The following is a 17,166-nucleotide window of genomic DNA, read 5'->3' on the forward strand; positions in this document are numbered from 1 at the left end:
GGTCGGGGTCCTCGTAGAGGTAGGTGGTGGCCGGGAGCCGCAGCCCGACGTAGATGGTCGGGGCGACGCTGAGCGTGCGGGCCGCCGCGATCTGGGACCGGGCTACTGCTCCTGCGGGCGAAGAGAGAGCCTCGACGATTTTGGGACGTCAACGCCGCCCTGGACACAGACCTCGGAGGCGGTGCGGACGAGCTTGATCATCGCGAGGGACCCGAGCGTGCGGCGGAGCGCCTGGACCTCGTCGACGGTCGCGGTCGGCTCGGTCATGGTCGCGGCGATGAGACGGGTGTTGTAGTCCGTCATGTCCGCGGTGGGGTCGGCCGGGCGGTGCTCCTTGTTGAAGACCGCGAGGTCCTCGGAGGACAGGCCGCGGAACAGCGGCCGCCACATCGAGTCCTCCATCTCGGCGCGGATGCTCGCGAGGTTGTCGTCGAGCTCGCGGGCCCGGGCCGCGGCGGTGACCTCTCCGGCGGCGGCTTCGTCGTCAACGATGACCTCGCCGTCGGCGGTGACGAGGGTGGCGAGCTCGGCCGCGAGGACGTCGTACTGCGCCTGGAGGTCTGCGCGGAGGCAGATCTCGGCGCGCTTCTCGGGCAGGCGGGCGGAGTTCAGGACTTCGTCGATGGTGAGCTGGCGGGCGGAGACGGCGGCGGTGTGCTGGGCGCCGTCGTACGCCGCGGCGGGTGGCGCCTGCTCCGGTGTGGTGTCGTTGAGCGACACGTTGTCGTTCGTGCTGGGGACTGTTCCGCCCATGGGAAGTGCTCCTGTCGAGGTTGGTGTCGAGGTGGGTGGTGCCGGAGGGTGGCGGGCGACCTCGACGTACGCCCGCCACCCCGTCCAGGGGTGCCGGTCAGGCAGCGGCGGCGACGACGCCGTCCCAGCCGGCCTGCGGCTCGAACGGGACGCGGCGCTTGATGTAGCCACCAGCGTTCTGCGCGCGCTGGGACCGGTCGGTCAGCAGCTCCATGCCGAGGAACTCGTCCCCGGCGGCCCACGCGGCGGTCGAGAGCTTCCCGTCCTCGCGGAGGTAGCCCCAGACGGTCGTGCCCTTCTCCTTGACGGCCTGGAAGGCCTCGTCCTCGGTGAGGTCCACCGCGCCGGCCTCGTCGAAGTAGCGGAAGAAGGTCGCGCCCGCGGTGAAGTTGTCGGCGCCGATCGCGTTGGCGTTGTTCGTCGTGCACAGCGCCTTCTCGTTGACCTTGTCCGAATCCGCGGCGGAGAACGTGAAGTCGGACGCGAGCACCGAGCACGAGGCGTCGATGGCCGTGCCGGCGTTGAGCTCGGTCACAGTGGGCGCGGCGGGGTTGGCCGGCTTGGTGGTGAGGATCGTGAACTTGAGGTGGCCGTCGGCCAGCGACTTGGGCATGTCGATGTCTCCTTCAGTCCCCGGCGGCCGGGGTCTCGGTGGTGCTGGTGGGGTTGGCCGACGCCGCGGTCACGACGTCGGTGATCGGGGTGGCGCTCTCGGCGTCGGCGGCGCGCTGCTTGGGCGTCTTCCGGAACGGTTTGGAGAGGGTGGGGTGGTCCATCCAGTGCGCGGGGACGCGGTACTTCTCGCCGGTCTCGCGGTGGTAGACGTTCACGAACTGGCCCATCAGGACTCCTCGGGTGCAGCGGGCGGAGTGGTTTCGTCGTCGATCGGGCCGGCGACGTGGCCGGCGACGTGGCGGGGGAGCGCGGCGATGGCTGCCTGCAGGACCTCAAGGGCGGTGTCGATCTCGGCCAGGCCTGCAGTGGTTGAGGCGACCGTCGCCCGCAGTTCTTCGCGCTGTTGGCGGGCAGCCTCGACGAGGGCCTCGCCCTCAACCGTGAGCGAGTCGGGACGCAGCACGAGCGACACGACGGGCCTGCCAGAGCCGTCGTCCGTGATGGAAAAGCCCTTGGCGAGTACCGAGCCGGTGATGTCCACGCCGTTGAGCTCGAGCCGGGTCTCGCCGGTGTCGTGGGACGTGAAGTGGACGTGCATGTGCGCCTCCGGGCGGTGTCGAGGTGGTCGGCCGCCGGCGGCAAGGACGGCGGACGTCAGGTGTGAGCGGTGAGCTGGTACTGCAGCGGCGTGTAGACCCGCTCCGGCCGGACCGTGCGGTCGGTCAGCACCGGCGGGACGTAGCCGTCCGGGATCCGCAGCGGGCCAGCGACCACGACCCCGTCAGCGCCAGCCAGGAATCCGGGCGCCCACCGGTGGAGCGCTGCGTCGATGCGGTCCACGAGCGCGAGCAGGTCGTCGGTGTCGCCGGCGGCCGCGGTGACCTGCAGCGGCCAGGCGAGGTCGAAGAGGACGTCATCGATAGCCTGCTCGTCGCCGGGGCGGCCGATCCCGGGAAACAGGACGAAGTACGGGCGGACGCGGCCGGTGCCGTCGTCCTTCGTGGGCGGGTCCTCGGGGGTGTCGACGCCGGGGAGGCCGGTGGCGGCGCTGATCTTGCCGACGTAGCCGGTGGCGTGAGTGATGACGGTGGCGCGCTCGGCCACGGCGGCGAGGAGGTCGCGGCGGCGGATGCGGGTCACGAGATGGCCTGCTCGGCGATGCGAGCGAGGGCTTCGGAGAAGCCGGGAGCGTGGCGGTCGAACGCGGGCCCCATGAACGGGGTGCCGGACTGCTCGGAGGTGCCGTACTCCTGGTAAACGCCGTACTCCACGGTGGGGCCAACCTCCGCGGTCATGAACGCGCCGCCGCCAGCGATCGAGGTCGAGATCGACGAGCGGAGCGCGCCGGTGTCGACGGGGGCGAGCTGCTTGGCGTCGGCCTCGATGGCGTGCGCCGTACGCCGCAGCACGGCGTTGGCCCGGGGTCCGATCTCGCCGCCAGCAGACTGGATCCGGGCGCCGAGTGCGCGGACCTCGGAGGTGTCGAGCTCGACGCCCATGGCGGCCTCCTACGTGGCGAGGGTGCAGAACAGGTCGCGCTCGAAGCGGTGCGAGCCGCGGACAACCTGGTCGACGGTGAAGGTGCGGCCGGTCAGCGCGGGATCGCTGGACGCGGTGACGGTCAGCAGGTGCGTCTCGATGGGCGCGACGGCGGCCGAGACGCTGATGAGGTAATCCGCGGTGGCCTCGGGGTCGTCGGCTGTGACAACGGTGCGGCCGGCGGCGAGGGCCTGGATGCGGGCGCCGCCGGTCCAGTACGCCGGCTTGGCCGTGGCCACGTTCTCTTGATCGGCCTCGGACCAGTCCTGAGTGGTTCCGGGCTCGCGAAGGGCGACGGTAGCGTCGAGCATCGTGGTCTCGACGACGGGCTGCTGGGCGGCTGCCCAACCGGCGGGCAGGGCGCGGGTGCCGGGGCGGCCGGTGTGGAGGCGGCGCGGCATCAGCAGGGCCAGCGAGTGGGGCGGTGCTGGGTCAGCTCCGGCGCGCGGCGGGGGCTGCGGACGGGGTTGACGATCTGGAAGGAGCCGCCGTCGGCGTCGTCGTCGGCCTTGTCAGCCTGGGCGCGCAGCGTCGTGGCGCGCTTCCGCAGGCTGTCGGCGACCTTCGCGCCGTCGGTCTGGAGGTCCTGCGTGCGGATCGCCTTCCCGACCAGGACCTCGTTGTCCGCGACCGTGTCGAGGACCTGCGCGGCCGCGCGCTTCACGTCCTGCCCCTCAAGGGCGAGGAAGTCGAGGAGCTCGACGTTGTCGAACAGCTGCTCGTCTGTGTCGTCGCGGACCGGGTCGTTGATCAGGGAGCGGAGGATGCGGAGCTGCGGCTCGACGTCGACGCCGTTGACGATGATCGGCACGACAGGCTCCTCACGCTGGATGGGGCTGGTGGCCGAGTGGCCGGCGCGGGATCACCACGCCGGCCACCCGGAGACGACCCGAGAGGGCCGGTCGTGCTATCAGGCGCCGCGGGAGACGTAGGTGAACAGGGCGTCGCCCTGCTGGTTGCCCACGATGTGCCGGCCGCGGTACTGGATGTCGTCGATCTCGAACGACCCCTCGAGCGCGGAGATCTCCCCGCCGCCGACCCGCTGGCCGGTGTCGGCCTTCACGCGGAGGTCGGGCTGCTCGTGGCCGGCGAGCTTCGCGACCCACAGGGCGGGCCGGGTGCTGCGCGGCTTCGGGACCACGAACCAGGTCGTCGCGGCCTTCGAGTTGGTGTTGACGAAGTCGAGCATCGGCTCCACGACGTACGAGACGCCGGACAGCTCGTTGCCCTCGATGACCTCGACGCCGTCGACCGTGGTGCGGACCTCGATCGGTCGGATGATCGAGAGCATCTGGGACTCCAGCGCCTTCGGGATCACCACGACCACGTCGGGCCGGGCGATGACCCGCTTGCTGTTCGGGTCCTTCTTGACCGCCATGCCGTCCAGGACGGTCTTGAGGTTCGCCCGGGTCAGCGGCAGCGCGGTGGGGGCGTTGCCGTTGGCGGTCTTGAAGAACGCCGTGTTGACGTCCGAGGCGGTGTTCGTGGCGGGGTCGACCAGCAGCAGGTTCGACACGGCCGCGATCATCTCGGTCTCGCGGGCCTGGCGGGCCAGCTCGCCCGGGAGGTCCTCGAGCTCGCCGATGGCCTCGTTGTTCAGCCACGCCTCCCAGGAGATGGCGAACCGGCGACCGTACTTGGCGACCTGGATCGCGTACTCGCTGGCGCCGCGGCGGTCGTCGGCGGGGTACTCGGTGAGCTCGGGCACCCTGGCCATGCCGATGGTGGAGCGCCACCGCGACTGGAGCCGCTTGGGGCGGAAGTCCCGCACGGTGGTGGTGTCGGTGTACTGGTCCCACGTGGAGGGCAGCTCGTCGTACTGGGCGAGCATCTCCTTGTCGAGCTCGGCGGTGGCGGCCAGCTTGAAGTCGCTGGTGGAGAACGCCTCGGCGAGCCGGACGTCGGCGCCCCACTGGTTCTGGAACGCCTCGCCGAGCATGTTGACCGCGCGGGTGGACAGGCTCTCGCCGATCCGCAGCGCGCGGGGGTTGACGGTGCCGGAGAAGTCGGCGTCGGACGCGGCCGACTCGGCGGCCGATCCGGTGAGCAGCTCGATGGTCATGATCGTGCTCCGATCAGTTCGCGAGGCGAACGGTCAGGGGCCCGCTGGGCGCGCCCTTCGTGGTGAGGGCGTGGCCGAAGAGGCTGTTGCCGGTCGCGGTGCCGGTCAGCGCGTTGCCCGAGGTGATGTAGATCGGGTCGCCGATGCCGCTGACGGCGAAGTCGACCTCGAACTCGTGGGCGCCGTCGAGCCAGCAGGAGGCGTTGCCGGTGGGGTTGCCGCCGCCGTAGTTGTACGACGTGTTCACGGTGCCGTCGGCGTTGGTGGGGGAGACGTCGACCTTGGCGCGGTCGGTCTGCGCGACGGCGTTGAGGCCGCCGATGCGGAGCGGCGCGCCGGCCTTCGTCCCGGCGGGGACCGGGAGGGAGACCTTGTCGCCGGGGCGGAACTTCTCGTTGGTGGACATCGGTCAGGCTCCCTTCACCGTGAGGGGGCGGCCCCACGGGGTCTTGGTCGGGGCGGACTCCTCGACCGGGGTGTCGTCGGCGGACGCGCCGAACCCGACGGGTCCGGTGCGGCCGGTGGTGCCGCGCTCGGCGACGGCCTTGGCGGCGTCGTCGACGGCGGTGGCGAACGCGGCGGTGTCGAGCTCGCCGGCCTCGGTGAGCGGCAGGTCGGCCAGGAGGCCGCGCTTCTCGAGGGCGGTGAACTCGACCTTGGCCTCGGCGGCGCGCTCGCCGATGACCTGGCGTGCGGCGTCGTGGCGGCTGCGCTCGGCCTCAGCGGCCTCGAGCTCGTCCGCCCGACCGGCCCGCTTCTGGAGCAGCTGGTACTCCTCGTCGGTGATCTCCACGGTGTCCTCCCTGGACTCCTGGGTTGCGGTGGGGGTGGTGCTGTCCGGTCGGGCGACCGGAACGTAGGTGGTGGTGGCGCGGACCTCGACGGGGCTGCCGGAGAGCGTCACGGCGCCGTCCTCGGCGACCTGGTAGGTCAGCGCGTAGGTGCCGGTCTCGTCGGGGGTCTCGTGCTCGAACCAGACGGTGGTGTCGTCGAAGTCGCGGACCCAGACCCAGGACTTCTCGCCGCCGAGGAGGTCGCGGAGCGCCTGCTGCAGCTGCTCGCGGGTCTCGTTCGCGGTGGACTCCGCGACGCCGTGGCCGACCGCGCGGGCGTTGACCAGCGAGGGGCGGGCGGACTCGAGGAGGACCATGCCGCCGCGGCCGGCGTGGGTGACGAAGTCGACGGACTCGACATGGGCGAGGCCCTCGATGATCGGCCCGGTGCGGCCCTCGGCCTCGCCGATCGTGATGTCGGTGGCCGACCCGGAGATGGAGACACCGATGTAGGGGGCGAGGGCCTCGATCAGCTCGGCGTGCGGGCCGACGATCTCGGCTTCGGCGATGAGCCGGGTGCCGTCCCAGCGGGCGTCCTCGGCCAGGACGGCGGCGATCTTCTCGACGTCGCGCTCGGGTCGGTCCTGCCGCTCGGACTCGGAGGCGTGGTTGAGGTACATGTGGGTGCCGGCCGGGATGATCTTGTCGGTCGCGGCGCGCTCGAGGACCTCGGCGGAGTAGTAGCCGGAGGAGCCCCATCCGGGGGTGATGATCTGGACGGGTCGGCGGATGGCGCCGGCGGTGGTGGTGGCCTCGAGGAGGCGGCCGCGCTCGTGGAGCGGCTTGACCGCGGCGTCCTCGCGGAGGGCGAGCGACTTCGGTCGGAGCATGACGGGACCTCCCGGTCGGGCGTACGGTTCGCGGGTGGGTGCGGACGACGACGCGGACTGCGTCGAGCACGTGTGGGTGCTGACTGAGATCGGCATGCGACGACGCACTCTCGACATGACGTCGGAGTGCGGACGATGCGGGGCGGTTCGCTACGAACCTGCGCCGAACCCGGCGGATAGGCCGCCGTTGTAGATCAGGACGCGATGTCGAGCCAGGGCTTCCCGGCCAGCGCGAGGTTCCGTCTCCTGACGTTCTCGCCAGTCGTCACGGCTTCGAGGTGGCTGGGCCGGACGCAGGCGGTGTTCCGGCAGAGGTGGTCCAGTTCGAGCCCGGAAGGCACCGGGCCTACGAAGATCGAGTAGGCCCACTGATGTGCGCCGACGGTCCGGCCCTGGACTCGCGCGGTGCCGTAGCCCTTGGGAACGCGTGCGCCAGTCCAGAGCCAGCACTGACCGAGCTGCTCAGCTCGACTCGGCAGCGGCCCGTCCTTGTCGACGTAGGACCAGAAGCGGGTGAGGTCGTCGCCGATGACGCGCATGCTTCCCGCCTGCCCGACGGTGCCGTTTCGCTTCCAGCGGCGGTAGTGCATGACGCACAGTCCCTGGCGGAGTTGGCCGACCTTGATGCAGCCCGGCACCGAGCAGTCGCGTCGCGGCGCGGGAGCGACTCCTAGGGGGTCGCCGTAGGTTCGGAACGCCTTGTAGTGCAGGTTGCAGAACCCGCGACGAAGTTGCTCTCGGCGCCCACATCCAGCGACGACGCACGTACGATCAGCCATGTCGACCTCTCATCCAGGTTGGCCATGCCCCGGGGGTGTTACCAGCACCCGCCGGGGTCCTTTCATCTTCTCACGCAGCAGGCGCGGACGTCCGAGATCGCGCGGGCACGGGGGAGACACCCCAGGAGTCGCGCCACCCGTCGGTCGTACGTCGCTGCGTCCACCCGTCCATCGGGTAGCCGCCGGCGGTCCAGGCGTCGTAGCGGGCCGGGCCGAGCACGGTCCGCTGCGCGGCGGCGCTGAGCTGCGCGAACCGGTCGCCGGCGTCCGGCACCAGCGACGGCGGCTCCTCGACGTCGAGGCCGAGGTCGGCCCACGGCTTCACCAGCGGCAGCGCCGTGCAGCGGCCTTGCTGGTGGTCGTCGGGCCCGAACACGTCGATCGGGTGGACGCTGCCGTGCTTCGCCCAGCACGACGGGCAGGTGCGGACGTCGAGCGCAGAGACCCACTGCCAGCCGCGGAGCACGTCGGCGTGCTCCATCCGGCCGAGGCGGGCGCCTTCGCGGTGCGCGTCGAGGGTCTCGGTCCGGGCGATCGTCAGCGCGCGGGACAGGCCGCCGTTGAACCGCTTCTCGGACCGGCGGACGATCCGCGCCGCGGTCGCGCGGGGGTTCGTGCCGGCGGCGACGCCGCGGATCAGCTCGCGGCGCAGCAGCTGGTACTGCTCGGCGGGGATGGGGCGGGTGCGGGCGGTGATCTGCTCGGTGGAGCGGCGCACGATGGCGGCGAGCTGGCGGTCGTCGACGCGGGACCAGGACTCGAGGTCGTCAAGGAGGTCGCTGCCGGCGGGGAGCTGGGAGTCGATGACGGAGGCCTGGGCGGCGCCGGCGAGGTCGATGACGTCGCGGAGGTCGGCGGTCATCCGTACGCCGGCGGCGGCGACGAGCGTCTCGAGGTGGTCGGCGACGGCGGTGAGGGCCTTGCGGAGTCGGGTGGAGCGGAGCAGCTGGGCGCGCGTGACGCGGTCGCCGGCGGTGAGCTGCTCGAGGAGCGCGGCGGTGAGGTCGGGCTCCAGTTCTGTCCAGGCGTCGACCCAGGCGCGGACGAGGTCGCGGGTCTGGGCGTCGACGATGCGGTTGATCGCCTGGTTCAGCCGCTGCTGGATGCGGAGGGTCTCCGCGGTGACGGCCATCAGGCCTGGTCCGTCGGCTCGTCGCCGCGGCGCGCGCGCTGCACCAGCACGTCCCCGGCGGTCTCGTCCCAGCCCAGCCAGTTCCCGTCGCCGTCGGTCAGCTTCTCGACGAGGTCCTCGACGTTCTCCAGCTTGAACGCCTTCGCGTACAGCTTGAACCGCTCCAGCGGCGGCAGATCCTCGGCCGCCGCGACCGCGTCGACGAAGTCCTTCAGCGGGGTGGAGTCGAACTCCGGCCACGCGACCTGCACCGTGCGGTCGTCGCCCTCCGGCAGCGTCACCACGAGCCGGTCACCGTCGGGCCTCACCGCGCCGCGGAGCGGGCCGCGGGGTGCGATCACGGCCTGGTCGATGACGTAGTCCGCGATGTCGCGGAACAGCTCGGCGTGGACTTCCTGCCGCAGCCGGGCCATCAGCTCGGTGGGCTGGTCGAGGGTCTCGGCGGTCGCGCGGGCGCCGGTGACGCCCGGGTCGCCGAGCAGCATGGTGAGCGGCACCTCGAGCGCGGAGGCGACCATCGTGGCGAACGGCTTGTGGGAGTCGGCGTCGATCTGCGCGCCGGACTTCGACACCAGCTGCAGCGACGTGCCGGGGTCGGTGACGGCCCAGCCGCCCGGGCCGGCCGCGGCGATCGCGTCGGCGGCGGCCGCGCGCGCGGGGCTCTTCTTCGCGGTGGCCTGGCCGAGGATCCGGGTCAGCGCCCGCATGTAGACGGCGAGGTCCTCGAGGAACTCCTTGTCCATCCGCGACCAGGGCAGCGCGGCGAGGACGTCGCCGAGGCCGCGCCAGTCGTCGGTCGGGGTGTTCACGGTGACGGGCCGCATCGGGGCGTCCCAGCGGATCGGGTCGCCCTGGTAGGTCTTCGGCCGGGAGCGCGGGTAGAACCCGAGTTCGGGGTAGTACGTCGTCTGCGGCTTGGTGGTGCGGCGGCCCTCGCGGTCGACGGAGATGGCGTTCCAGACCCGCTTGTAGAGCCACACCTGGCCGGCGTCCTCGGGGTCGCAGATCCGCTCGACGATCTCGTGGGACGGGATGGGGCGGATCCACACGCGGCCGGTGGCCGGGTCGGTGGGGAGCGCCCAGAACTGCTCGCCGCCGGTGGCGAGGCGGCGCTCGTACCGGGCCTGGGCCTCGGAGGAGGTGAACGCGCGGCGGTTGGTGCGGTCCTCCCAGAAGGTGCGCCACACGGCGTTGACGTCCTGGCCGGTGGCGCCGTCGTCGCGGATGGTGACGTCGACGCCCTGGCCCCAGATGTAGGCGATGCGGAGGTTCACGCCGCGCTTGATCAGCGCGTTGCCGGTGGCGGAGAGGTCGGCGAGCGCGGCGATCCGCTTGCGGCCCTCAGGGGTGAAGCGGGCCTGTTCGGCGCCGATGCGCTGCCAGCCGATGTCCTCGCGGTAGAGCGCCTCGAGGTCGGCGTAGGACTCCTTGAGGAGCGCGACCATCTGCTGCTCGGCGGCGAGCTGCTCTTCGACGGGGGGCCCGGCGGGGGCTGCGTCGTCGGCGGTCTCGGCGATCACCCAGTCCGGCATGGCGCACCTCCTCGCAGGTCAAGATCAGGCCGTCTCGGCCGGAGAGGGCAAGGTTTGCCCGCGGAAGTAACCCGGGTCAGACGGGAGAGCTGTAGTAGCCGCGGGCGTCGATGACGTCGTACTCCTCGGGCGAGGACAGACCGCCGTCGATCAAGGGCTGCAGGATCAGCCGGTTCAGCGCCTGCGACATGGCGTCGACCTGGTCGTCGTGCGCCGCGGTGGGGAACCCGGCCGCCTCGTCGATGAACCCGCCGACCCACGGCGCCATCTCCGGTGAGGGCAGCCACACGTTCCCGGCCTCCTGCAGCGGAGACACGGCGGCCGCGCGGGCTTCCTTCCCGCCCTGCGGCTCCTCCGGCACGATGCCGGGCACGGTGCGGCGCAGCGACGCGATGACTGCGGGCCCGTTGGCCTTGTCCTCGACGAGCTTCAGGACCGCCTGCGGCCACCGGGCGGCGAGCGTGCGGACCGCGCGGCAGGTCTCGGGGAAGTCCATGCGGCCGTGGACCTGGTCGAGGAGGTACACGTCGGCGCCGCGGCGCATCCACACCTGGCCGGCGACGTAGTCGGTGCCCTCGGTGTTCTTGAACGTGAGGTCCCAGGAGATCAGCAGGTCGTCATAGCCGGTGAGGATCCGCGACCCGTCGTCGCGCTCGAGCCACAGCGGCACGTCGTACTCGCGCCACCGGTCGCGCTTGAAGATCGACCCCTCGGCCGGCGCGGGCCGGCCCTGGTAGAGCGCGTTCCAGACGCGGGAGCCGACCTCGCGGGCCTTCTTCGCCCAGTCGGCCGGGGTCCGCTTCCGGGCGGACTCCATGTACTCGCCGGGGTCGCGGCCGAGGACGTCGGTCTCGCCCTTCTCGGGGTCGTGGTCGGCCTGGGCGGGGATGTTCAGGACGGTCCAGCCGTCGCCCTCGCGTTCGAGCCAGCCGGCGAGGTCGTCTTCGCGCCACCGGGTCTGGATGATCACGACCGGCGCGCCGGGGCCGAGGCGGGTCAGCGAGGTGGAGCGCCAGAAGTCTTCGACGGTCGCGGCCCAGGCCTTGGAGTCGGCCTGCTGGCCGTTCTTGTAGGGGTCGTCGATGATCAGCATGTCCACGGCGCGGGAGGTCAGGGCGCCGTCGATGCCGACGCAGACGACGCCGCCGTCGTAGCCGAGGAGCTCGAACTCGTCCTGTCGCTGGGAGGACTGGGACAGGGTGAGGCCGAGCTGGGGGTTGGCGCGGAGGTCGGCGCGGATCGCGCGGCCCCAGCGGCGGGCGATGTCGTGGCCGTAGGACACGATCGCGATCCGCAGGTTGGGGTTGCGGTGCAGGCACCAGAGCGGGAACCAGCGGGAGGTGCGCTGGGACTTCCCCTCCTGCGGGGGCATGGAGATGATCAGCCGCTCGATCTCGCCGGCTTCGACGCGGCGGAGGTGGTCGTCGATGAGGCGGAGCGCGGGGGTCTGGACGGTGGAGCGGTCGAGTGCGACGGCCATGTCGCCGGGGGAGGTCCAGGGCTTCTCGCGGAGCTCGGGGGCGAGGCGGGTGCGGATCTTCTCGACCATGAGGTCGTAGGCGGTGGCGGTCATCGCTCACCTACCTGTGACAACGGGCTGTCGCGTGTCGGCGGCGGCTGCCACCATCGGCTCACGAACACATCGGGAGGGGGTGAGGAGCATGGCGAAGGGCGACATCTCGACGTACCACGAGGACGGCCAGTGGAAGAACAAGGTCGAGGGCAGCAGCCGGGCGGCCAACACGCATTCGACGAAGGCGGAGGCCGAGTCCAAGGGTCGTGACATGGCGCAGGAGCGCAAGGTCGAGCACACGATCCGGAAGATGGACGGCACCATCGGCGAGAAGAACAGCTACGGCAACGACCCGCCGAACATCAAGGGCTGACCGTGCGCGGGGGCGCTGGTCCCGGTCGAGTGAAGCGACCGGGGTCAGCGCCCTCCGTACGTGCAAGGACCCCGCTGCACCGTGTTTCGGGTACGCGAGGTCTGGGGTTGAAGATGACACAGAATCGAGTGGCACGCAACTGCCAACCCGATGGGTGTCCAGATCGGGCGGTGGCCGCGGCCTACGCCGGCTCGTCCTGTCCGCCGTTCGGGAAGAGGTTCCGAGCGATGATGAGCACGACCCCGAGCGTCTCGATGACGGTCGCCGACAGCCACGCGATCATCACGGACGAATCGAGGTCCCAGCTCTTGGCGTCGCCGTAGATGTAGAAGGCGACGTTGGCGATCATCAGCTGTACGGCGACGGCGATGAACGCGCCGTACGCCAGGTGCCTGCGGAGCTTGAGGTCCTGACTGCCGCCCTCCACCCGCAGCTCGCCGATGCGGTCCTCGATGGACTTCGGCTCGGGGAGCGTCGTCGGCGGAGCGTCGCTCAGCCCCGTGCTGCGATCGAGGAGTTCCTGAACCTCGCGCCAGGCCTCGAAGTCCTCCGGGTCCGGGTCGTAGTGCTCCCAGTCGGGCTCCCAGCCCTCGGGCATGCCGCCCGGCCCGTCGGTCACCGCTCGAGGCCGAGGTTCCGAAGCCGGTACGTCATGGACGCGGGGGAAACGTCGAAGAACCGCGCCATCTCCCAGTCGTGCCAGCCCTGGTTGTGCAGCCGGCGTACGGCGGAGGCGGGCATGAGTAGGCAGGCGGCGAACTCGTTGGCGTAGATCTCGTGCGTGTCCGAGCCTCGGCGGGCCATGTCGGACCTGCGGTCGATGAACGCCAGCTTCGCCAGGTCGGCGCCTGCACGCTGACGCTGCACGTAGTGGCCGAGTTCGTGGGCGGCGGTGAAGCGCTGGCGGCGCGCAGACTCGTCGGTGTCGATGTACATCGTGACCTGACCGTCCTGCGCGCGGAGCATCCCGCTGACGTCCTCGGGCAGGTCGCCGTACAGGACCCGAACGCCGAGCTTGTCGGCGATCTTGAAGGGGTCGACGGGGTAGAGGTCCTCGTCCCAGAGGTCGCGGAGCACCGAGTCCGCAGCAGATCGCGCCGACAGCTGCGTCTCGTAGATGACCGACATGGTCGTGCCTCCTCCGCTGCCTCGTGCCGGCGCTGGTCGCCCCGATGGGGTGGTAACAGCCCGATGGCCCGGATTGTTGCATGGAGCGCTGACAGCGCGCCGGATCACGCGCTGACCTGCTGCTCCGCGGTCATCTCGTCGGCGAACCTCGCCACCCGCGCCGGGTGGATCCCCAGCCGGCGCCCGGCCGCGGCGCCGTCCTCGCCGGCCTCGACCGCCGACCGCCACGCCGCCCGCTGCTGCTGCTCCCGCACCCGCTCCGCCGCGGCCGCCTCAGCCCGCGCGACCAGCTCCGCCGCACGCTCCGAGACCGACGGCCAGAACACCAGCCGCAAACCCGGCGACCCGTGCACCCGACCCGCGAACGCCTCCACCAACGCGCCGTGCCCCGGCCGGCCACCACGACCAGGCCCCGGCGCCTCCGGAACCTCGCGGGCGCCGTCGATCGATACCGCCCATCGGCACACCGACAGCACCTGCCCGCGGTCCATCCAGCGCCGCACCGTCGACGGCGCGATCGGCACCTGCGTCATCGTGGTCGCCGCCTCTGCCGCCATCGCGATGTGCGTCCACCCGTCACCGGACGGGCCGGCGGTGAGCAGGTGGCGGCGTACGGCGTTGGCGTACTCGCCGGGGTCGTACTGCTTGCGGCAGCCCAGGCACTCCCAGGACTGTCCGACCGACGGGTCTTCGATGCCACCCTGCCCGGCCTTGCTGGTCGAGCAGGCGTCGCACGGGACCCGGGCCGCGGCCTCCTCAGCCTCGGTCGGGGTACGGCGGGCGGCGCGGAGCTCGGCGTACGTCGGCTCCCCGAGCTCGGGGTAGGACCGGACCGTCGCGAGGTGCGCCTGCGCCGCCCGGATGCCGGCCTTGATGCGACCGAGCGCGACCTGGCCGGGGGTGGCGTGCCGGCACGGCTGCGGCTTCCCCCACCGGCGCACGAGCCGCTCACCGCACTCGAAGCACGGCACACCACGCTGCGGCTCCTGCTCGTCGTGGAGGATCCCCTCGAGCTGGCGGCGCAGGGCCTGCATGTCGAAGCTGAACGCCGGCCAGTCGGGGCCGTCGGTGGCCTGGGCCATGGCGGTGAGGTGGTCGCCGAGGTAGTGGGTGATCGCGGTGACCGGCGACCGCTTGGTGGCGCGTGGGGTGTGGTCGAAGTAGGTGCGCCACTGGTGCTCCCACCCGAGGAGGGGGAGGAGGACGGGGACGACGTCGTCGTCGGGGTGGTCTTCGGCGAGGAGGTCCTCGCGGGTGCCGTTCTTGGGGGTGCTGAAGCGGGTGTGGAGGTCGTCGTAGCCGGCGCCGGCGCGGGCCATGGCGACGAGGGCGTCGCCGCCGGGGATGCGGGCGGAGGGGACGGTGAGGCCGTTGCCGCGGGCGGCGTGCCAGCGGAGGTGGCGTGCGTGGAAGCGGATGTCTTCGAGGTCGGTGCGGACGGCGCCGACGCAGTCGGGGCAGACGAGCTGGCCGGGGGCGGTGTGGGTGCGGGTGCAGTCGACGCAGTGGTCGGCGGTGCAGGGCTCGCCGTCCTCGAGGAGGCGGGTCTTGGTGGCGGGGTCGTAGTGGCAGGGCTTCGGGCGGCGGTCGGTCACGCTGGGTCTCCCTGGGTGGTGGTCGCGCTGGTGTCGGGGACGGGCGGGGTGAGCCGGCCGGCGGTGGCAACCCCGAGGCGGCCAAGGTCAAGCACCCACCACCGCGGGCTGGTCGGCCACGGGACGGCCGACCACAACGGCCATCGACGCGGCCGCTCTTGGCAGACGCCGAGGGGAAGCCAGCCGTTCGGGCGGTAGTCCAGCTGCCAGCCGGCGGCGCGGACGGCGTAGATGCTGCGGCGCCTCATGCCTGGTCCCCCTCGTCCTGCCAGAGCCGCGGCCCGTTGCAGGCCCGCTCGACCTCCGCCTCAGGCAGGCCAGCGAGACCGGACATCTCAGCGACCGACCAGCCGGCCACGGCAGCGCGCCGCAGAGACGCCGTCAGCTCGGCCGCCGTGATGCCAGCCGCGGCCGCCACAGCACGACGCCCGTGGTCGAGCGAGCTGAGCACCGCCAGGTCCGCGTCAGCCGCTGCCTCGAGGTGCGTCAGGGCGTCGACGTTCCCGGCCTGGAGCAGGTCGGCGCCGAGCTCGGTCGACAGCCCGCGGCCGACGAGCGCGCGGACGCGGTCGACGTACGACGACGGGGCGGTCACTGCGCGCGCTCCCATCCGGCGTCGGTGAGGAGCTGCGCCAGCACCGCCTCGTGCACCAGCGCGCGGCCGTCAGGGCCGATGGCGAGGTGGACCCGGGTGAGGGGGACGTCGGTGCCGGGGATGCGTCGCTCCCACACCTGCTGCTCAGGGGTGCTGCCCGGCGACGTCAGCAGACCGGCGGCGGCCAGCGCCTCGGCGTGATGGCCGGCCATGGCCTCGATCGCGCCCGGGCCGCGCTTGGTGTACCAGCCGTCGTACTCGCACTCGATCAACTCGCGGGTGCGGTCCCACCGGTGGGCGGCGAGGACGCGGGCGGCGTCGGCGAACTGCTGGGTCATCGGTTCCTCCGGTGTGCGCGGGCTTGGGTGCGGCGGCGGTAGGCGTGCCCGTCGATCGACAGACGGACGGGTCGGTGGCGAAGCGGCGGGCGGCGCACGACGGCCACCACCGGCGGAACGTCCGGCCGGGCGAGGTCGAGGCCGAGGACCAGGTGGCCGATGTCGACGGCGGCCGCGAGCTCGGCGCGGGTTGGCGCCGCGGGGTTCGCGATCTGCGGCAGCACGAAGCACCGGTCCATCACGTGCCGCGGCGGTCGAGGCGGGACGGAACGACTCAGGTCAGCAGCCAGGCGCTGCAGTTCGGCGAGCTGCTCGGTCATGCGGTCGTTGAGCCGAGCTCGGACGGTCGCCATCACGGCCTGCATCGCGGCCGCAGCGTCCGGCGCCGGCCGGATGTGGGCGCGGAGGATCGGCCGCTCGGGCACGGGCCGGTCGGTGCCGCACACCCAGCACGGGCCAGGCCCGGCCCAGGACACCTGGCACGGCTCGCAGCGGACGCGGTACCAGGGGTTCTCGTCGATGATCTGGATCATCGGCCGGACGCAGTTCCCCTCGCCCTGGCCGCGCTGGTAGGGGTGCTGGTGGAGCGGGTCGCCGGGGACCCAGGAGTGGGGGCTGGCTTCCCAGTCGTCGATGGTCGCGTCGATGGCGGCGAGGACGTCGGTCACCTGGCCACCGCCTGCAGCTGGTCGAGGACGTCGGCCGGCGGGGTCCACAGTCCGAGCCGGCCCTTGCACGGGACCGGGGTGGGGAGCGGCCGCGGGTTGGCGAGCAGCATGTGCACCGCCCCCTGCTGTGCCCACCCGCTGATGCAGTCGCAGGCTGCGCCGCGGTGTGCGCCGACCAGGTCGACGACGCCGATCACCGCACCGACCGTCCCGGTCTGCTCCTCGAGGACCCAGCCGTCATCGAAACGGCCAAGCGCGTCACGGACCATGTCGTCCTCGTACGCCCAGACGTCGGTGCGCAGGCCGGCGTGGATGGCGAGCGGGCCGCGGTACGACCACGCCTGGGTGCGGTTCTCGACGTCCTTGCCGCCGTGGACGATCGCCCACGCCCACGGCTGCTGCACGGTCAACGCCTTCACCGGCCGTCCTCGCCCTCGACAGCCGGGACGTCCCACACCGTCATCGAGTGCATGGTCATCCGCGGCGCGTACTGGATGAGCTCGATGAACCCACCGGCCGCGAGCGCCTCGAGCTGGGCCTTGGTAGGGCGCCAGTAGTTGGCGTACATCGGGTAGCCGTCGGGGCTGATGCCGACGAGAGATTCGACGGTGCCGCAGTCGGCGTCCGAGACGCCGCGCGGTGGCCCAATGCGCAGTGCCTTGCAGGTGGCGCGCGCGGAGGCCGCTTCGGGTGGGATCGGGATGGGGTTCATGCACATGTCGTCGGTCATCGGCTGCTCCTCGGTCGGGTCGGGTGGTAGGGCTGGGTGCGGTCGTGGCATCCGCAGCCCTGCTGGTTGCACTGGCAGGCGCACGACGGACGGCAGGCGGTCATCGAGGTCTCCTGGTTGTCGAGGTGGTGGTCGGGCGGGGCGCGCGGTG

The 17,166-nt window shown here is 72.0% G+C and carries 25 protein-coding genes; 1 reads left to right on the plus strand and 24 read right to left on the minus strand.

Annotation, left to right across the window (positions count from 1 at the left end):
• Positions 1–102: 102 nt before the first annotated feature.
• The 15 genes from QWY28_RS13210 to terL all read right to left on the minus strand — a co-directional run bounded on the left by QWY28_RS13210 (position 103) and on the right by terL (position 11,648).
• A complete protein-coding gene (locus tag QWY28_RS13210; protein ID WP_300953018.1) occupies positions 103–753 on the minus strand; it encodes a hypothetical protein in 651 nt (216 codons plus the stop codon).
• A gap of 97 nt (positions 754–850) precedes the next feature.
• On the minus strand, positions 851–1,366 hold the full coding sequence (locus QWY28_RS13215) for a phage tail tube protein (protein WP_300953019.1): 516 nt from the start codon (positions 1,364–1,366) through the stop codon (positions 851–853).
• 13 nt (positions 1,367–1,379) lie between these two features.
• On the minus strand, positions 1,380–1,595 hold the full coding sequence (locus QWY28_RS13220; protein WP_300953020.1) for a hypothetical protein: 216 nt from the start codon (positions 1,593–1,595) through the stop codon (positions 1,380–1,382).
• Positions 1,595–1,966, minus strand: a complete 372-nt coding sequence (locus tag QWY28_RS13225) for a hypothetical protein (RefSeq protein WP_300953021.1) — start codon at positions 1,964–1,966, stop codon at positions 1,595–1,597. Before QWY28_RS13225 ends, QWY28_RS13220 begins: the two co-directional genes overlap by 1 nt.
• Before the next feature lie 56 nt (positions 1,967–2,022).
• On the minus strand, positions 2,023–2,508 hold the full coding sequence (locus QWY28_RS13230; RefSeq protein WP_300953022.1) for a hypothetical protein: 486 nt from the start codon (positions 2,506–2,508) through the stop codon (positions 2,023–2,025).
• Positions 2,505–2,867 carry an HK97-gp10 family putative phage morphogenesis protein gene (locus QWY28_RS13235; protein WP_300953023.1) on the minus strand — a complete coding sequence of 121 codons (363 nt, stop codon included), beginning with the start codon at positions 2,865–2,867 and terminating at the stop codon, positions 2,505–2,507. Before QWY28_RS13235 ends, QWY28_RS13230 begins: the two co-directional genes overlap by 4 nt.
• A gap of 9 nt (positions 2,868–2,876) precedes the next feature.
• Positions 2,877–3,308, minus strand: a complete 432-nt coding sequence (locus QWY28_RS13240) for a DUF6093 family protein (protein ID WP_300953024.1) — start codon at positions 3,306–3,308, stop codon at positions 2,877–2,879.
• Entirely contained in the window at positions 3,308–3,718 is a 411-nt protein-coding gene (locus QWY28_RS13245; RefSeq protein ID WP_300953025.1) for a hypothetical protein, read from the minus strand. The genes QWY28_RS13240 and QWY28_RS13245 overlap by 1 nt, the downstream gene beginning before the upstream one ends.
• 99 nt (positions 3,719–3,817) lie before the next feature.
• The gene (locus QWY28_RS13250) at positions 3,818–4,969 is read right to left on the minus strand and encodes a phage major capsid protein (RefSeq protein ID WP_300953026.1); all 1,152 of its coding nucleotides are present in this window, start codon (positions 4,967–4,969) and stop codon (positions 3,818–3,820) included.
• Positions 4,970–4,982: 13 nt separating this feature from the next.
• Positions 4,983–5,375 (minus strand): DUF2190 family protein, encoded by a 393-nt coding sequence (locus tag QWY28_RS13255; RefSeq protein WP_300953027.1) that lies wholly within the window; start codon positions 5,373–5,375, stop codon positions 4,983–4,985.
• A gap of 3 nt (positions 5,376–5,378) precedes the next feature.
• Positions 5,379–6,632, minus strand: a complete 1,254-nt coding sequence (locus QWY28_RS13260; RefSeq protein WP_300953028.1) for a hypothetical protein — start codon at positions 6,630–6,632, stop codon at positions 5,379–5,381.
• 194 nt (positions 6,633–6,826) lie between these two features.
• A complete protein-coding gene (locus QWY28_RS13265) occupies positions 6,827–7,222 on the minus strand; it encodes an HNH endonuclease signature motif containing protein (protein ID WP_300953029.1) in 396 nt (131 codons plus the stop codon).
• Positions 7,223–7,481: 259 nt separating this feature from the next.
• Positions 7,482–8,543, minus strand: coding sequence for a phage minor head protein (locus QWY28_RS13270; RefSeq protein WP_300953030.1), 1,062 nt, complete (start codon positions 8,541–8,543; stop codon positions 7,482–7,484).
• Complete coding sequence (locus QWY28_RS13275) at positions 8,543–10,075, minus strand: hypothetical protein (RefSeq protein ID WP_300953031.1); 1,533 nt, start codon at positions 10,073–10,075, stop codon at positions 8,543–8,545. The genes QWY28_RS13270 and QWY28_RS13275 overlap by 1 nt, the downstream gene beginning before the upstream one ends.
• 76 nt (positions 10,076–10,151) lie before the next feature.
• A complete protein-coding gene (terL, locus tag QWY28_RS13280; protein ID WP_300953032.1) occupies positions 10,152–11,648 on the minus strand; it encodes a phage terminase large subunit in 1,497 nt (498 codons plus the stop codon).
• Between the two features lie 88 nt (positions 11,649–11,736).
• Between terL and QWY28_RS13285 the strand changes: the two genes are divergently transcribed.
• Entirely contained in the window at positions 11,737–11,961 is a 225-nt protein-coding gene (locus tag QWY28_RS13285; protein WP_300953033.1) for a DUF2188 domain-containing protein, read from the plus strand.
• Positions 11,962–12,142: 181 nt separating this feature from the next.
• On the opposite strand, the gene QWY28_RS13290 is transcribed toward QWY28_RS13285, so the two are convergent.
• The 9 genes from QWY28_RS13290 to QWY28_RS13330 form a co-directional block, all read right to left on the minus strand.
• Positions 12,143–12,580, minus strand: a complete 438-nt coding sequence (locus QWY28_RS13290; RefSeq protein WP_300953034.1) for a hypothetical protein — start codon at positions 12,578–12,580, stop codon at positions 12,143–12,145.
• Entirely contained in the window at positions 12,577–13,089 is a 513-nt protein-coding gene (locus QWY28_RS13295; RefSeq protein WP_300953035.1) for an ImmA/IrrE family metallo-endopeptidase, read from the minus strand. Before QWY28_RS13295 ends, QWY28_RS13290 begins: the two co-directional genes overlap by 4 nt.
• A gap of 104 nt (positions 13,090–13,193) precedes the next feature.
• Entirely contained in the window at positions 13,194–14,684 is a 1,491-nt protein-coding gene (locus QWY28_RS13300) for a hypothetical protein (protein WP_300953036.1), read from the minus strand.
• The gene (locus tag QWY28_RS13305; protein ID WP_300953037.1) at positions 14,681–14,932 is read right to left on the minus strand and encodes a hypothetical protein; all 252 of its coding nucleotides are present in this window, start codon (positions 14,930–14,932) and stop codon (positions 14,681–14,683) included. Before QWY28_RS13305 ends, QWY28_RS13300 begins: the two co-directional genes overlap by 4 nt.
• Positions 14,929–15,294: a hypothetical protein gene (locus QWY28_RS13310; protein ID WP_300953038.1), complete on the minus strand. Its 366-nt coding sequence runs from the start codon at positions 15,292–15,294 to the stop codon at positions 14,929–14,931. Before QWY28_RS13310 ends, QWY28_RS13305 begins: the two co-directional genes overlap by 4 nt.
• The gene (locus tag QWY28_RS13315) at positions 15,276–15,617 is read right to left on the minus strand and encodes a hypothetical protein (RefSeq protein ID WP_300953039.1); all 342 of its coding nucleotides are present in this window, start codon (positions 15,615–15,617) and stop codon (positions 15,276–15,278) included. Before QWY28_RS13315 ends, QWY28_RS13310 begins: the two co-directional genes overlap by 19 nt.
• Entirely contained in the window at positions 15,614–16,285 is a 672-nt protein-coding gene (locus QWY28_RS13320) for a hypothetical protein (RefSeq protein WP_300953040.1), read from the minus strand. Before QWY28_RS13320 ends, QWY28_RS13315 begins: the two co-directional genes overlap by 4 nt.
• On the minus strand, positions 16,282–16,704 hold the full coding sequence (locus QWY28_RS13325) for an ASCH domain-containing protein (protein ID WP_300953041.1): 423 nt from the start codon (positions 16,702–16,704) through the stop codon (positions 16,282–16,284). The genes QWY28_RS13320 and QWY28_RS13325 overlap by 4 nt, the downstream gene beginning before the upstream one ends.
• Positions 16,701–17,015 carry a hypothetical protein gene (locus QWY28_RS13330; protein WP_300953042.1) on the minus strand — a complete coding sequence of 105 codons (315 nt, stop codon included), beginning with the start codon at positions 17,013–17,015 and terminating at the stop codon, positions 16,701–16,703. The genes QWY28_RS13325 and QWY28_RS13330 overlap by 4 nt, the downstream gene beginning before the upstream one ends.
• Positions 17,016–17,166 lie beyond the last annotated feature (151 nt).

It is taken from the genome of Nocardioides oceani (genome assembly GCF_030412965.1).
In the GTDB taxonomy this organism is placed as follows: Bacteria; Actinomycetota; Actinomycetes; order Propionibacteriales; family Nocardioidaceae; genus Nocardioides; species Nocardioides oceani.

What these genes read in the sequence shown, in the direction of transcription:
- QWY28_RS13210 (WP_300953018.1), bottom strand. Translation starts at nt 753, where the DNA reads ATGGGCGGAACAGTCCCCAGCACGAACGACAACGTGTCGCTCAACGAC.
- QWY28_RS13215 (WP_300953019.1), bottom strand. Translation starts at nt 1,366, where the DNA reads ATGCCCAAGTCGCTGGCCGACGGCCACCTCAAGTTCACGATCCTCACC.
- QWY28_RS13220 (WP_300953020.1), bottom strand. Translation starts at nt 1,595, where the DNA reads ATGGGCCAGTTCGTGAACGTCTACCACCGCGAGACCGGCGAGAAGTAC.
- QWY28_RS13225 (WP_300953021.1), bottom strand. Translation starts at nt 1,966, where the DNA reads ATGCACGTCCACTTCACGTCCCACGACACCGGCGAGACCCGGCTCGAG.
- QWY28_RS13235 (WP_300953023.1), bottom strand. Translation starts at nt 2,867, where the DNA reads ATGGGCGTCGAGCTCGACACCTCCGAGGTCCGCGCACTCGGCGCCCGG.
- QWY28_RS13240 (WP_300953024.1), bottom strand. Translation starts at nt 3,308, where the DNA reads ATGCCGCGCCGCCTCCACACCGGCCGCCCCGGCACCCGCGCCCTGCCC.
- QWY28_RS13250 (WP_300953026.1), bottom strand. Translation starts at nt 4,969, where the DNA reads ATGACCATCGAGCTGCTCACCGGATCGGCCGCCGAGTCGGCCGCGTCC.
- QWY28_RS13255 (WP_300953027.1), bottom strand. Translation starts at nt 5,375, where the DNA reads ATGTCCACCAACGAGAAGTTCCGCCCCGGCGACAAGGTCTCCCTCCCG.
- QWY28_RS13260 (WP_300953028.1), bottom strand. Translation starts at nt 6,632, where the DNA reads ATGCTCCGACCGAAGTCGCTCGCCCTCCGCGAGGACGCCGCGGTCAAG.
- QWY28_RS13265 (WP_300953029.1), bottom strand. Translation starts at nt 7,222, where the DNA reads ATGCACTACCGCCGCTGGAAGCGAAACGGCACCGTCGGGCAGGCGGGA.
- QWY28_RS13270 (WP_300953030.1), bottom strand. Translation starts at nt 8,543, where the DNA reads ATGGCCGTCACCGCGGAGACCCTCCGCATCCAGCAGCGGCTGAACCAG.
- QWY28_RS13275 (WP_300953031.1), bottom strand. Translation starts at nt 10,075, where the DNA reads ATGCCGGACTGGGTGATCGCCGAGACCGCCGACGACGCAGCCCCCGCC.
- terL (WP_300953032.1), bottom strand. Translation starts at nt 11,648, where the DNA reads ATGACCGCCACCGCCTACGACCTCATGGTCGAGAAGATCCGCACCCGC.
- QWY28_RS13285 (WP_300953033.1), top strand. Translation starts at nt 11,737, where the DNA reads ATGGCGAAGGGCGACATCTCGACGTACCACGAGGACGGCCAGTGGAAG.
- QWY28_RS13295 (WP_300953035.1), bottom strand. Translation starts at nt 13,089, where the DNA reads ATGTCGGTCATCTACGAGACGCAGCTGTCGGCGCGATCTGCTGCGGAC.
- QWY28_RS13305 (WP_300953037.1), bottom strand. Translation starts at nt 14,932, where the DNA reads ATGAGGCGCCGCAGCATCTACGCCGTCCGCGCCGCCGGCTGGCAGCTG.
- QWY28_RS13310 (WP_300953038.1), bottom strand. Translation starts at nt 15,294, where the DNA reads ATGGGAGCGCGCGCAGTGACCGCCCCGTCGTCGTACGTCGACCGCGTC.
- QWY28_RS13315 (WP_300953039.1), bottom strand. Translation starts at nt 15,617, where the DNA reads ATGACCCAGCAGTTCGCCGACGCCGCCCGCGTCCTCGCCGCCCACCGG.
- QWY28_RS13330 (WP_300953042.1), bottom strand. Translation starts at nt 17,015, where the DNA reads ATGACCGACGACATGTGCATGAACCCCATCCCGATCCCACCCGAAGCG.